The organism is Bacillus rhizoplanae (genome assembly GCF_917563915.1).
Lineage (GTDB): Bacteria > Bacillota > Bacilli > Bacillales > Bacillaceae_G > Bacillus_A > Bacillus_A rhizoplanae.
In genome coordinates this window covers 49,240-62,485 of sequence record NZ_CAKJTI010000005.1, presented here as the reverse complement: position 1 = coordinate 62,485, position 13,246 = coordinate 49,240, and the positions used below count along the sequence as shown (strand labels likewise).

The window sequence follows — 13,246 nt, the reverse complement described above, 5'->3', positions numbered from 1 at the left end:
TAAAAAGGATGAGGAACGTATGTGGAGCGAACAAGTTACGTTAGAATACCCGTATCGTTTTGAAGAAGTGTTAAAGCGATTATCTTTTGATCCATTAAATGTCGTTAATCTAGAAGATAAAACAATTCATGTTCCGCTTAGCATAGATGGAGAGCAACTTGTTGTACGTGTACAAGGGAAGGGGACAATAGAACAGCCACATTTTTGGATCTCTAGCCAAACAGACAAACAAGATAAAATTATGAAGCGTATTTCTTCTATTTTCCAATGGAATCAACCTTTTCATGAGATTCAAAATCATTTTATAAACACATCATTACGTCCGCTGTTTGAAACATTTGCATATACACCCATTATTTTAGAGTTTGATTATTTTTCATGTCTTCTTCGCTGCATTATTCATCAACAAGTTCATTTAAAATTTGCCACAAAGCTCACAGAACAATTTGTAAAAACATACGGAACAGAGAAACAAGGTGTTTTCTTTTTTCCAAAACCTGAACAAGTAGCAAGTATTACAGTAGAAGAATTGAGAAATCAAAAATTTAGTCAGCGTAAGGCGGAATATATCGTTGGGCTCGCGAAACATATTATGGACGGTAAGTTAAACTTAGAAGAGTTAGAGGGAAAAACAGACGAAGAGGTTAGAGAACAACTATTACCGCTGCGAGGTATTGGAGCGTGGACCGTACAAAATTTCTTACTGTTCGGGCTTGGACGTCAAAATATGTTTCCAAAAGCAGATATCGGAATTCAACGCGCACTTCAACAGTTATTTCAGTTAGAACAAAAACCAGATGCTGCATTTTTAGAACGAATGAAACAAGAGTGTGAACCATATTGCAGTTATGCATCATTATATTTATGGAAAAGTATAGAGTAGAGGTGTAACAATGATACAAAAACAACATGAGAGTAAGTTGGAAGTTGGTCAAACGTTTCCTGTGACAATTAAACGTCTTGGAATTAACGGAGAGGGCGTAGGTTACTTTAAGAGACAAGTTGTCTTCATTCCAGGAGCATTACCGGGAGAGGAAATTGTTGCAGAAGCAACGAAAATTCAACGTGGCTTTGCAGAAGCAAAAGTGAAAAAAATTCGTAAAGCTTCACCGCATCGCGTAAAGCCGCCATGTCCTGTATACGATGAATGTGGCGGTTGTCAGCTTCAGCATTTAGATTATCAAGAGCAGTTGAATCAAAAGCGTGATATTGTTGTACAAGCATTTGAAAAGTATATGAACGGAAGTATGGAAGCGGATATTCGTCCGACACTTGGTATGGGAGATCCGTGGCATTATCGCAATAAAAGTCAATTGCAAGTAGGGCGTAAAGACGAAAAAGTCATTACAGGCTTATACAAACAAAACTCACATCAATTAATTGATATTTCTCATTGTATGATTCAGCATAAAGCAACAAACGAAGCAACAAAAGTTGTAAGACGTATATTAGAAAAACTGAACATTTCTATTTACAATGAGAAAAAACAAAAAGGTCTTGTACGTACAATTGTGACACGTGCTGCGGTTCAAACAGGGGAAGTACAAGTCACATTAATTACAACAAAAGAAGAATTACCAAATAAAGATCAGTTTATCGCAGAAGTACAAAAACAAATGCCATCTGTAAAATCGATTATGCAAAATGTGAACTGGCGTAAAACATCTGTTATTTTTGGTGATAAAACATTCCGCTTAGCTGGAAAAGAAATCATTCAAGAAACGCTTGGTGATTTATCATTTGAATTATCGGCACGCGCATTCTTCCAGTTGAATCCTGAGCAAACGGTTGTTTTATATAACGAAGCGAAAAAAGCAGCTGCGTTAACAGGAAAAGAAAAAATCGTAGATGCCTATTGCGGCGTTGGTACAATTGGGCTTTGGCTTGCAAACGATGCAGCGGAAGTGCGCGGAATGGATGTCATTCCAGAAGCGATTGAAGATGCGAAGAAAAATGCGAAGCGTCACGGGTTTACAAATACAAAGTACGAGGCTGGAAAAGCGGAACAATGGTTACCAAAATGGGTGAAAGAAGGCTGGCGTCCAGATGTAATTGTTGTTGATCCTCCGCGTATAGGCTGTGATGATAAACTACTTGAAACGATTTTGAAAGTAAAACCGAAACAAGTTGTTTACGTTTCTTGTAATCCTTCATCATTAGCACGTGATGTGAAAACATTAATGAAGAGTTATGAAGTGGAGTATGTGCAACCAGTTGATATGTTCCCGCATACTGCGCATGTTGAGTGTGTGGTGCAGCTTGTTAGAAAAGAAAATTAAAGATGTGGCAGTGAGTGATAGGTCTTATCGAAAAATCGATAAGGCCTAATTTTTGTTCAGGATTCATTACGCTGAACCATGCCACAAGTAACAGTAAACGATATTCTTTTTGAGTAAATGAACTTTATTTAATGAATTTTTAATATAATTCTCATTCTCCTTTCATGTAGTGAAGGGTGTTTCCGTGTAACATATTTTTATGTTCTGATGCAGTGGTGTTGTACAAATGATTATTTCCGCAAATCCGTTTGTTGAAAGGCTAACAGACCGGATTATACAAAAAGCCCAACTCAGAAAAAATAATAAACTTTAAAAATAATTTCTTTTGCATCCAAATTGTTTTTTTGTGAAGGAAAGAATCATTGGAGGGAAAAACGAGCATATGAATAAGTCCTTATCGGCCGCTATGCATCGCGCAAAGCCGATCTTTTCGAAAGTTCCGGAAATTACAGTCTATTTCTGGATTACCAAGGTGCTGACTACTGGAATGGGCGAGGTGTTTTCTGATTACCTAGTCAATCATATGAATCCGATCATTGCAGTCGCTCTTGGGGGAATTGGTTTAGCAGCCTCATTGGTACTGCAATTCTTAGTACGAAGATATGTGCCATGGATCTACTGGCTCGTTATCGTGATGGTAAGTATCTTTGGTACGATGGCTGCTGATGCTGTGCATGTTGTGTTGGGAATCCCCTACCTTGTATCAACCGTGTTTTTTGCAGCGACACTGGCAGTTATCTTCGTCATCTGGAACGCGTTCGAGAAGACTTTGTCTATCCACAGTATTTACACTACTCGTCGCGAGATTTTTTACTGGTGCACCGTACTGGGTACGTTCGCCCTCGGTACTTCTGCAGGTGACATGACCGCGTCAACGATGCACTTAGGTTACTTTTCCTCTGGGGTGCTGTTTGCCGTCTTGCTTGCCATTCCAGCTCTAGGATATTGGTTGTTTGGTCTAAATGAGATATTTGCCTTCTGGTTCGCCTACATCATGACTCGTCCAGTAGGTGCCTCGTTTTCGGACTGGATCTCGGCGTCTCACAACCGCGGTGGTCTTGGGCTGGGCGAAGGTCCGGTCAGTCTTGTCTTAACGATTATTATTGTTGTTCTTGTCGGCTACCTGACGATTAGCAAAAAAGATCGTAAGGATGAGCCTGCCGCGGCATAGAAGCGGCAGAAAGTTCACTCGTCCATAGCTTTTGCTTACCCCCTAATTAGAATAAATAGGGAATGTGTATTTAGGTGAGTTTCTAAAACCACTGGTATTGCAAGAAAGAACTTTAAAAAATGCTTTTTAAGCAAATGAAAGGGTGCCTTTTGCATAGGTACCCTTTTGGGTGTATAAGCATTCAGAAGAAAATCAGTGCTCTCACCACCCATCAATCGGTGTGGATGAAAAATCTATGGTTGTATTACTTTATACAATAAATCCTCATTTAGATCCATCGCGGTGAAGCGTATCATAAGTAAATGGAGTTTTTGTTGCAAGTGAGTATAAGCATATAACTGTTTCTCCACCTGCACATGAGAAGGGCGTATCATACATAAAAAAAGAAGCAGACAATCACTTGCGATTGCCTGCTTCTTTTTTTTATAAAGAAAATACTTTTTCAGTTCTGGATACATACATCACTTCATGAGAGACTGCTATTTACTAGTACACGACAACCGGTTCATAAGTACTGAGATTATCATACACGGTTTTCGCAATACTAGGAGGGAGATTGACACATCCGCCTGAACCTCCCGTTAAATAGGCATTATTTGCCCAGTTTGTCCGCCAGCCGGCATCGTGGAACCCTTGTCCGCTGTTTGTAAACGGAGCCCAGTAATCTACCTTAACAGAATAATCGGGTTTACCCACTGCGCTGCCTCTGAGTGTGTATGGTGATCGTTTATAGAGGATATACCATACTCCTGGTGATGTATCTTCATTGGTGCTATGTTTACCGGTCACTACATTCGTTGTGACTGCCAATTTTCCATCTTTGTAAATCCAAATTTGCTGTTCTGCAATTGACACTTCAGCATACGTGTCTCCAATACCATTATTCGCTGTTGTTTCATAACCGATGCCTTCATTATTCCAGCCATTTCCGTAAATATTAGAAGCAGAAAGCGATTTTTCCCCTTTTTCGAAGGCTTCTTGGATTCGTTTTGTTTCTTTTTCAACATCTATTTCCCAGCCATAGCCTTGTCCTTTTACTGATATGACCGAACCAGAATGGGTTTTAAATGTGAAGTCTTTATTTAAAGTTGCTTGAGAATTATTAATTTCAGCAATTTTGTTCTTAATGTCACTCGCGTCGATTGTAACCTTCATATCCTTTGACATAGAGGCGTTTTTAATGAGATCTTTAGCTTTTAAAGGGTAAACTTCATTCTGTACCTTATAATCAATGGTCTGTTGAAGTAGATCCTGTAGCATTTTCTCCTCTTTTTTTACAACCGCATCGTTTTCTTTAATAGGCTGCATGTATACAGGATTCAAATGGATTTCACTTTTATACTTCTGCTTCTCGTAATCCTTCAATAGACTCGCGACATCATACTGTTCTCCGTTAATGCTTTTTGAGATAAAAACTTTGCCCTGTTCCAACTTCGCCATCGCATCTTGAGGCGCTTTTAAACTTTTATTCATAGATATGAGCTTTTCTTCTACAAGTTTTTTCATCGTTTCGCTTCGATACTGATCCGCCTCTTCGGGTATCAGCCAATAATTTTTTGCCTTTGAGGAAGGAAAAAATGTCCACTGGCTTTTTAGTAATTTCTTAACTTTAGGCAAATCCTCATCAGTAAATCCCGTTTGCGTATCTTTTTCATCTAAAATTTGTTGTTGGCCGACATAGACTTTGTTTTTTAATACAGAAGTTTTTAATTTCTTTATTGCTTGATCAGCAGTCAGACCGCCGACTTTTGTGTCATTAATCGTAACCTGTGAATTGAACCGGGTTGTCTGATAATAACTAATTCCCGCAATTAGGAGTGCAATCATAACGATGACACCCGTCGTGATAAACTTCCAATTGTTAAAACGCTTGATTGAGTTTACCTGTTTTTTATCAATTTCTTCAACTGATTCACTTATCGTGTTGTTGCTCATAAACCATTCCTCCGCATACCTAATATAACCTCGATATTAACGTCAACCGACTTTAAACTAGTAAAATAAAACCATTGATTAGTTTACCTTATTATTCTTGGATTTTCACTATTTTTTACCAAGTTTTATAGTGCTGAATCGGTCAAAATTGGATTTTTGTCAACCGAATGAACGCGTTAATAACTTGGTATCAGATATAGATTATAGAAATAGAGTCAATGAGGTAAAATGTTTACGAACAAAATATAAACTTAGTTATCAAGATTTATCATTAATATCAAAAATAATTGTATAACCTAAAATGTTCCTTAAATTGATAGCCAAATTCTTTTGATTTACAATGAATGGCCCCTTACAAGCCTCTTGTAAGCCCCTCAAAAGCCCCTTGCAAGTAATAAATCATTACAAAAACAAAACAAAGAAACTACTACTACAAGAATCACCCTGAAAAAAATAAAATTAAATTACCAACTTTCTTCATCCATCTTTATATCTATTAAGGAAACGGCAATTTTGTATTTTCCGCTAATGATGGGAGGAGTAGGCGTGGCAGTATACCGGAATATACAGGTGAATTTTTGGCAGGATGATTTTATATTGGACTTAACCCCGGAGGAGCGATACTTTTACATATACTTGCTGACATGCTCTAAAACTACGCAATGTGGCATTTATCCGTTGCCGAAGCGTTTGGCGGAGCTGGAAACAGGCTACAACAGAGAGACTGTCGAGAAGCTGCTGCAGCGGTTCATCGACTATGGAAAAATACTATATGATGCAGACACGAAGGAGTTATACATCCAGAATTGGTTGCGCTATAACCCAATTACGAATACGAACATCGAGAAATGTGTGTTGCGTGAGTTAAAGACTGTGAAAAGCAAAAAGTTTGTACATATGTTTCTTCAAAAATGTTTGGAGGAAGAGCTGAGTATTCCACTATTATTGGAGCATTTCGGTATGCCGGTTGAAGAGATGTCCGCTGCTTCCCAAGAAGCGTCTGAAAGCTGCAAAGCAGATGAAGAAGTGGATTCCGACTGCAATGTATTCATGTTTTATAAGCAAAATTTCGGTAGTTTGTCACAGAAGCTGAATGGCAGGATCGAGGACTTATCGGAGGATTGCGTATTACAAGCACTCCAGATTGTCCATAAAAACAACAAGCCGACGCTTGCTTATGCGAAGGGTATTTTACGAGATGGGCATGAAGGGTATACGTAGCTTAGTGAAGTAGAGGAAGCGCCTGTTATGGAAACTGCACTAAGGAATTTTGTATTCCTTATCTATCACTGTTCTCTATAACGTGGTATTTTTAAATATGCAGGTGAGAAGAATTATATATGATATGGTTAGGTACATGAATTGTATTTTCTAGGTATAAGAAAGGCGGTGAGTCTGTTACTAAAAATATGAATAGGTTTAGTAGCAGAAAACAATGAACAACTACAAGTTAACGATTCAATATGATGGTGCACGCTATAAGGGTTGGCAGCGGCTCGGCGATGGTGAAAATACCATTCAAGGAAAAATAGAGAATGTATTATCTGAAATGCTCGGACAAGAAATCGAGATCCTTGGATGCAGTAGAACAGATGCTGGTGTACACGCTCTTAATCAAGTAGCTAATTTTAAGATTGATGAGAATTTAACGGAACCTAAAGTTAAAAAGTACTTAAATCAATACTTACCAAATGATATTAGTATTACTGATGTAGAATTAGTTCCGGAGCGTTTCCATGCCCGCTACAACTCGAAAGCGAAAACGTATTTATATAAGATTTGGAATGAGGAACATACAAATCCATTCATGCGAAAATACAGCATGCACGTTGGAAAAAAGTTGAATATCGAAAGTATGAAAAAAGCTGCTCAATATTTAATCGGCTCACATGATTTTACTGCTTTTTCAAATGCTAAATCCAAGAAGAAGTCTATGGTTCGAGAAGTATATATGCTTGATATCGTTGAAGACGAAGGCTTTATCCAAATTAGAGTAAGCGGAAACGGATTTCTTCACAATATGGTGAGAAAAATTGTTGGAGCGTTAATAGAAGTTGGATTAGGCCAGTTAGACGCTGAAGCAATACCTCAAATTTTAGAGGCAAAACAACGAAACCAAATAAATTGTCTTGCTGATGCAAGTGGGTTGTATTTGGAGAAAGTTGATTTTTAGAGAGATTGATGTAATTTATATAGATACTCAGAGACTGTAAAATTGTAAACAGTCTCTTTTTCATGTAAAAATAAGAGCAAGAATACACTAGGTACGCAAAGGGGAATTTGCAATGAATGAAACGATTTCAAAGCTACTAGAACAAATAGATGTAAGAAAAGATGAACTATTAGAATTGACAAAAACATTAATTCGTTTTGAAACTCCTGCACCACCAGCGAGAAATACAAATGAGGCACAGCAATTTGTCGCTGATTTCTTAACGAAGCGTGATTTTAAAATTGATAAATGGGATGTGTATCCGAATGATCCGAATATTGTTGGAGTGAAAAAGGGGACAGCAGGAGATTCACACAAAAGCTTAATCATTAACGGTCATATGGATGTAGCAGAAGTTTCAACGGATGAACGATGGGAAACTGGGCCATTTGAACCTTTTATTAAAGATGGTTGGCTTGTTGGCCGCGGCGCTGCTGATATGAAAGGTGGACTAGCTGGAGCTCTATTTGCCATTCAGCTTTTACAGGAAGCTGGTATCGAACTACCTGGGGATTTAATTTTTCAATCAGTCATTGGAGAAGAAGTAGGAGAAGCAGGAACACTTCAATGTTGTAAGCGTGGATATAACGCTGATTTTGCAGTTGTTGTGGATACAAGTGATTTACATATGCAAGGCCAAGGCGGGGTTATTACAGGATGGATTACTGTGAAAAGTCCGCAAACGTTTCATGATGCAACGCGCAGACAAATGATTCATGCCGGAGGTCGCTTGTTCGGAGCGAGTGCGATTGAAAAGATGATGAAAATTGTGCAGGGGTTGCAAGAGCTAGAACGTCACTGGGCGGTTATGAAAACATATGATGGTTATCCAGTAGGAACAACAACAATTAATCCGGCAGTCATTGAAGGAGGACGTCATGCGGCATTTATTGCGGATGAATGCCGATTATGGATTACAGTACACTTTTATCCAAATGAAACACATCAACAGGTGATAGAGGAGATTGAAGATTATATTGGCAGACTTGCGGCAGCTGATCCATGGTTACGTGAAAATCCACCACAATTTAAATGGGGCGGGGAATCTATGATTGTGGATCGTGGTGAAATCTTTCCTTCATTAGAAGTTGATCAAGATCATCCAGCAGTGCGACAACTTGCTGCTGTACATGAATCAACATTACACCGCAGTGCCATTCTTGATATGTCTGCTACAGTAACTGATGGAGGATGGTTTAGTGGATTTAATATTCCAGCAGTGATTTATGGTCCAGGTACGTTAGAAGAAGCGCACTCAGTAAATGAAAAGGTTGAGATAGAACAGCTTGTTGAGTTTACAAAAGTGATTCTGTCATTCATTTATAAGTGGTGCCATACAAAAAAGGGCGTTCTTTAAGAGCGCCCTTTTTTGCTGTACTTATAGAAACTTTAAAGAAACCCATGTGATGTATACAAACTCGTATGGATTAATGACAGAGCGAGAATCTTTACGTGTTTAGCCCGTACTTCTTTAATCGATATTGCAGGTTTTGCCTACTTAATCCTAAGTACTTTGCGGCCTGTGAGATATTACCATTATGTTCGTTAAGAATTTGAACGATATATTCTTTTTCCATTTCTTTTATTGTGTTCTTTAAATTTCTAGATGTGTGATCTGAGTTATCTGTCTCCCACCTAGTTAGAGGAGGGTGAATATTTAATTCATTTTTTGTTAACTCATAAAAACGTGTTGGAAGATGGGATGTTGTAATCATTTCCTCATCTTCTATTAAATTCATAGATCCTTCAATTATATGTTCTAATTCTCTTATATTTCCAGGCCAATCGTGTTTATAGAAAAAGTCTCTTACGTTGTCATTTATACCTTTTACTTTTAAGCCAAACTGCATATTATATTTTTCAATAAAACTACGAAGAAGGGGTAAGATGTCTTCTTTTCGCTTTCTTAAAGGTGGAAGAAATAAAGTAACAACGCTTAATCTGTAATATAGGTCTTTTCGTAATCGGTTGTGTGTAATGGCTTCAATTGGATCTTCGTTAATAGTTGCTATGATTCGAACGTCTACTTCTTTTTCTTGTGTTCCTCCGATTCTTCGTATTGTTTTATCTTGTATTGCACGCAACAATTTAGCTTGAAGCGCTGGGCTTAATGAGTTAATTTCATCTAATAATAAAGTTCCCCCGTGTGCTTCTTCAAATAAACCTGGTTTATCTATTGCACCTGTGAAAGCCCCTTTGTTTGTGCCGAATAATAAACTTTCCATTAGAGTTTCAGGTATAGCAGCACAATTTTGTGAGATAAAAGGTTTCCCTGCACGATAACTTTCATTATGAATACTCTGTGCAAATAATTCTTTACCAGTCCCCGTTTCTCCCACGATAAGTATAGAGGAAGAGGTGCGTGTTACTCTTTTTGCTTCTGTAATAACCGATTGAATGGCTTTAGAATTACCTATTATATGATTAAAGGTAAATTTAGTATTATGCCCTCGAAGGGAATTTGCTTTACTTGTTTGCCTTATCTGGGGAATCTCTTTTACTATTTCAATAGCACCCTTTATTTTTCCATTTTCTACTATGGGAAAGGTATCATTAATTGTTGTGATCTCTTGTCCTTTATTATTAAAATAAGTTTGCTTTATATTTTTTCTCGCTTTTCCTAGTTTTAGTGCTTCTATAAGAGTACTGTTTTGATTTTCTTCAAATGCAAATACCTCTAAAAGACTTTTATATAGTACCTCCTTATGATTCATTGATTCAACTTCCGTCATTTTGCGGTTGTAGATAATCGTTTTACCTTCTTCGTTAATAATGTGAATCCCAATATCAATTTCATTGAGTAAGGTTTCATATAGCATATTCATTTCGACTAATTTTTTGAAATTGATTTCTTCTGTGTGCATCATTTATCTTCTCCTTGTTATACTCGATGAAGATTGATTTTTCTTAATTTTAATAAAATTATTGCAAGTATGCAAAAAAAATTTGCGCTTTTCAGCTTAAAAATCTTTAAAGGAGAAGAAAAATTTTGCGTGTATTAAGATTTTTTCAGTACTAACTCTTAATTCCACGTAAGAAATTAGGTTGGTACATATCTTGCATTAATAGTAGTTGAGTACTTTAAATTTTGGAATGGGAGGTAAGTTGAAAGGGTTACATCTGCACTTAATAAGAAAGAGGGGTTTAAAAGATGAGAACAGTGATAGAAAACGTGTACAGTCCTTGTTATGGTAAAGTTGAAAAATTATTTATTAACGAAAGCTCCTATGTGTATGAGTGGGAGAAATTAGCTTTAATTGAAACAATGGATAAACAGACAGTAGAGATTAAAGTGGGAATCAGTGGTTATGTGGAATTGTTACAAGTAGAAGAAGGACAAGCTATCACAAATCAAACATTATTAATAACAGTCAGGGATGATATGTTGATTACAGGAAGTGATTAATACAAAGCCTTCTGGATTATGTACCGTTTTCTAATGCTCTTTTAAACAAGTGTTTAATTTATGTCGATACCAGGTGAAGCATAAGAAAGTTTTAGTATTAACTATCTATCGTGTTTTGGGTATTTTCTTGTATTGGGAGATTTTCTTTTGAAAAATCTCCCTCTTGTTACCGATCTATAGTAACCATGAAATGACAATGCACTTTATTCTTTTTCATATTAAATTTAAAGCGTTTACATTTCGGGGTGCCTGTAAAATTAAAGGGGGGTTCATATGAAGCAGCAAGATCAGGAGTTAAAGCGGGAGTTGAAAAGTAGACACATATTTATGATTGCACTTGGAGGGGTTATTGGTACAGGCCTTTTCTTAGGATCTGGTTATACTATTCATGAAGCTGGACCAGGCGGGGCAATTGCCGCGTATCTTGTTGGAGGCTTTGTTATGTATTTAACAATGCTCTGCCTTGGGGAATTAGCAGTTTCCATGCCGAGTGCAGGATCTTATCAAGTGTATGCTACAAAGCATATTTCGCCTGCGGCAGGTTATGTAGTAGGTTGGATGTCATGGTTAAACTGGTCTGCTACGATAGGGATTGAGCTCATTGCAGTTAGTATTTTAATGAAACGTTGGTTTCCAGATGTACCATCTTGGATTTGGTGCGTAGTTTTTGCAGTACTTCTCTTTGCTGTTAATGCATTATCTTCACGAAGTTTTGCAGAGGTTGAGTTTTGGTTTGCGAGCATTAAAGTCATTACGATTATTGCATTTATTATTTTAGGCGGGGCAGCTATGTTTGGATTTTTAGATATGAAAGGAAATGAACCAGCCCCAATGCTTTCGAATTTTACTGATCACGGAGGACTGTTTCCAAATGGGCTGACAGCTATTTTAGTTACAATGGTTGCCGTCAATTTTTCCTTTCAGGGAACAGAAATAGTTGGTATTGCGGCTGGAGAGAGTGAAAATCCAGAGAAAACAATTCCAAAAGCAATTAATAATACGGTTTGGCGTATATTAGTTTTCTTTATACTTTCTATAGTTATACTCGCTGGATTATTCCCATGGGAACAAGCGGGATTAGTAGAAAGTCCGTTTGTAGTTGTATTTGATAAAATTGGTATTCCATATGCAGCAGATATTATGAATTTCGTTATTATTACAGCAGTGTTATCAGTAGCAAACTCTGGTTTATATGCCACTTCTCGTATGCTTTGGTCTATGTCGAGCCAAGGAATGATTAGTCCGATTTTTGGTAAGTTATCTAAAAAGGGTGTTCCAATTTATGCATTAATTGCAAGTACCATTGTTGGTTGTCTCTCTTTATTATGCGGTATATATGCAGAAGATACAGTTTATTTATGGCTTCTTTCTATCGCAGGGTTTGGTGCAATACTGGTCTGGGCATCTATTGCTTTATCAAATCTTCTAGCGAGAAGAACGTATGTAAAGCAAGGCGGGGATATTAAGGATTTGAAATTTAGAACGCCATTATATCCGTTTGTTCCACTTCTTGCTTTTACATTAAATATGATTGTAATTGTGAGTATGGCCTTTATTCCAGAGCAACGTATGGCATTGTATTGCGGTATTCCATTTATGATTGTTTGCTTACTGTTTTATCATTTTTCTAAAAATAAGAACAACAAAATGAAACAGGTTGAAGAGACGAATACGGCAGAAGCGCAAAGTTTATAATAAAGTGAAACTTCCATCAGTGGGGGCTTCATTTTCCACTGATGGTTAGTTGAACCAATCGGGCTCTTACGGGCAGTTATCCCCCACCTAGCTTCTTCGCTTTCTCTGAATCTTGAGGTGGGGGTCTTACTGCCCGTTAGTGCGGGATAAAGTGAAACTTCCATCAGTGGGGGGGCTTCATTTTCCACTCATTATTACTTGAATGAATTGAGGTATGGCAGCAGGGGATTCACTCCTCGTTAAGCGAGGAATCAACGAACTTCTACCATTTCCTCGGAAATACAACAAACAATTGCATATGTCGACGACCTTTTATTTATACTAACATAGACTTTATTCAAAGGAAGGGGTGTTAGTATGGGACGCGGTAAATCTTTTGATCATAAGAAAAAAGGACACGATCATCAACCTCCAAAGGGTGCTTACATTCATAAAGATGTAAATGAACATACGTTAGAAGAGGAAGAGCTACCAGTAAATATTGAAACATATAAAAACAGTTTAAAAAAACATTAAAAAGCACCTAAAGAGGTGCTTTTTTTTTTTCA

At 37.4% G+C, this 13,246-nt stretch carries 10 protein-coding genes and 1 pseudogene; 9 read left to right on the top strand and 2 right to left on the bottom strand.

Annotated features, from left to right (window positions below; genetic code table 11):
* Positions 1 to 19: 19 nt before the first annotated feature.
* From LRP84_RS07200 to LRP84_RS07190, 3 genes are all read left to right on the top strand, one after another.
* Entirely contained in the window at positions 20 to 883 is an 864-nt protein-coding gene (locus LRP84_RS07200; RefSeq protein WP_230574455.1) for a DNA-3-methyladenine glycosylase family protein, read from the top strand.
* 10 nt (positions 884 to 893) lie between these two features.
* A complete protein-coding gene (gene rlmD / locus LRP84_RS07195; protein WP_230574454.1) occupies positions 894 to 2,279 on the top strand; it encodes a 23S rRNA (uracil(1939)-C(5))-methyltransferase RlmD in 1,386 nt (461 codons plus the stop codon).
* A gap of 382 nt (positions 2,280 to 2,661) precedes the next feature.
* Positions 2,662 to 3,450 carry a COG4705 family protein gene (locus LRP84_RS07190; RefSeq protein ID WP_230574453.1) on the top strand — a complete coding sequence of 263 codons (789 nt, stop codon included), beginning with the start codon at positions 2,662 to 2,664 and terminating at the stop codon, positions 3,448 to 3,450.
* A 486-nt stretch (positions 3,451 to 3,936) separates the two neighbouring features.
* On the opposite strand, the gene LRP84_RS07185 is transcribed toward LRP84_RS07190, so the two are convergent.
* Complete coding sequence (locus LRP84_RS07185) at positions 3,937 to 5,385, bottom strand: L,D-transpeptidase family protein (protein WP_230574452.1); 1,449 nt, start codon at positions 5,383 to 5,385, stop codon at positions 3,937 to 3,939.
* Between the two features lie 546 nt (positions 5,386 to 5,931).
* On the opposite strand from LRP84_RS07185, the pseudogene LRP84_RS07180 reads away from it, so the two are divergent.
* The 3 genes and pseudogenes from LRP84_RS07180 to LRP84_RS07170 all read left to right on the top strand — a co-directional run.
* Positions 5,932 to 6,603, top strand: a pseudogene (locus tag LRP84_RS07180) (DnaD domain-containing protein); the annotation flags it as partial.
* A 217-nt stretch (positions 6,604 to 6,820) separates the two neighbouring features.
* Complete coding sequence (gene truA / locus LRP84_RS07175) at positions 6,821 to 7,558, top strand: tRNA pseudouridine(38-40) synthase TruA (RefSeq protein WP_230574451.1); 738 nt, start codon at positions 6,821 to 6,823, stop codon at positions 7,556 to 7,558.
* Between the two features lie 112 nt (positions 7,559 to 7,670).
* Positions 7,671 to 8,954, top strand: a complete 1,284-nt coding sequence (locus LRP84_RS07170) for an acetylornithine deacetylase (protein ID WP_230574450.1) — start codon at positions 7,671 to 7,673, stop codon at positions 8,952 to 8,954.
* Positions 8,955 to 9,045: 91 nt separating this feature from the next.
* On the opposite strand, the gene LRP84_RS07165 is transcribed toward LRP84_RS07170, so the two are convergent.
* On the bottom strand, positions 9,046 to 10,461 hold the full coding sequence (locus LRP84_RS07165) for a sigma-54 interaction domain-containing protein (RefSeq protein ID WP_230574577.1): 1,416 nt from the start codon (positions 10,459 to 10,461) through the stop codon (positions 9,046 to 9,048).
* Between the two features lie 287 nt (positions 10,462 to 10,748).
* Here LRP84_RS07165 and LRP84_RS07160 point away from each other — a divergent pair, with 287 nt between their 5' ends.
* The 3 genes from LRP84_RS07160 to LRP84_RS07150 all read left to right on the top strand — a co-directional run bounded on the left by LRP84_RS07160 (position 10,749) and on the right by LRP84_RS07150 (position 13,214).
* Positions 10,749 to 11,003 carry a biotin/lipoyl-containing protein gene (locus tag LRP84_RS07160; protein ID WP_230574449.1) on the top strand — a complete coding sequence of 85 codons (255 nt, stop codon included), beginning with the start codon at positions 10,749 to 10,751 and terminating at the stop codon, positions 11,001 to 11,003.
* Positions 11,004 to 11,276: 273 nt separating this feature from the next.
* Positions 11,277 to 12,698 (top strand): amino acid permease, encoded by a 1,422-nt coding sequence (locus LRP84_RS07155; protein ID WP_230574448.1) that lies wholly within the window; start codon positions 11,277 to 11,279, stop codon positions 12,696 to 12,698.
* 357 nt (positions 12,699 to 13,055) lie between these two features.
* On the top strand, positions 13,056 to 13,214 hold the full coding sequence (locus LRP84_RS07150) for a hypothetical protein (RefSeq protein WP_020061179.1): 159 nt from the start codon (positions 13,056 to 13,058) through the stop codon (positions 13,212 to 13,214).
* Positions 13,215 to 13,246 lie beyond the last annotated feature (32 nt).

What these genes read in the sequence shown, in the direction of transcription:
- LRP84_RS07200 (WP_230574455.1), top strand. Translation starts at nt 20, where the DNA reads ATGTGGAGCGAACAAGTTACGTTAGAATACCCGTATCGTTTTGAAGAA.
- rlmD (WP_230574454.1), top strand. Translation starts at nt 894, where the DNA reads ATGATACAAAAACAACATGAGAGTAAGTTGGAAGTTGGTCAAACGTTT.
- LRP84_RS07190 (WP_230574453.1), top strand. Translation starts at nt 2,662, where the DNA reads ATGAATAAGTCCTTATCGGCCGCTATGCATCGCGCAAAGCCGATCTTT.
- LRP84_RS07185 (WP_230574452.1), bottom strand. Translation starts at nt 5,385, where the DNA reads ATGAGCAACAACACGATAAGTGAATCAGTTGAAGAAATTGATAAAAAA.
- truA (WP_230574451.1), top strand. Translation starts at nt 6,821, where the DNA reads ATGAACAACTACAAGTTAACGATTCAATATGATGGTGCACGCTATAAG.
- LRP84_RS07170 (WP_230574450.1), top strand. Translation starts at nt 7,671, where the DNA reads ATGAATGAAACGATTTCAAAGCTACTAGAACAAATAGATGTAAGAAAA.
- LRP84_RS07165 (WP_230574577.1), bottom strand. Translation starts at nt 10,461, where the DNA reads ATGCACACAGAAGAAATCAATTTCAAAAAATTAGTCGAAATGAATATG.
- LRP84_RS07160 (WP_230574449.1), top strand. Translation starts at nt 10,749, where the DNA reads ATGAGAACAGTGATAGAAAACGTGTACAGTCCTTGTTATGGTAAAGTT.
- LRP84_RS07155 (WP_230574448.1), top strand. Translation starts at nt 11,277, where the DNA reads ATGAAGCAGCAAGATCAGGAGTTAAAGCGGGAGTTGAAAAGTAGACAC.
- LRP84_RS07150 (WP_020061179.1), top strand. Translation starts at nt 13,056, where the DNA reads ATGGGACGCGGTAAATCTTTTGATCATAAGAAAAAAGGACACGATCAT.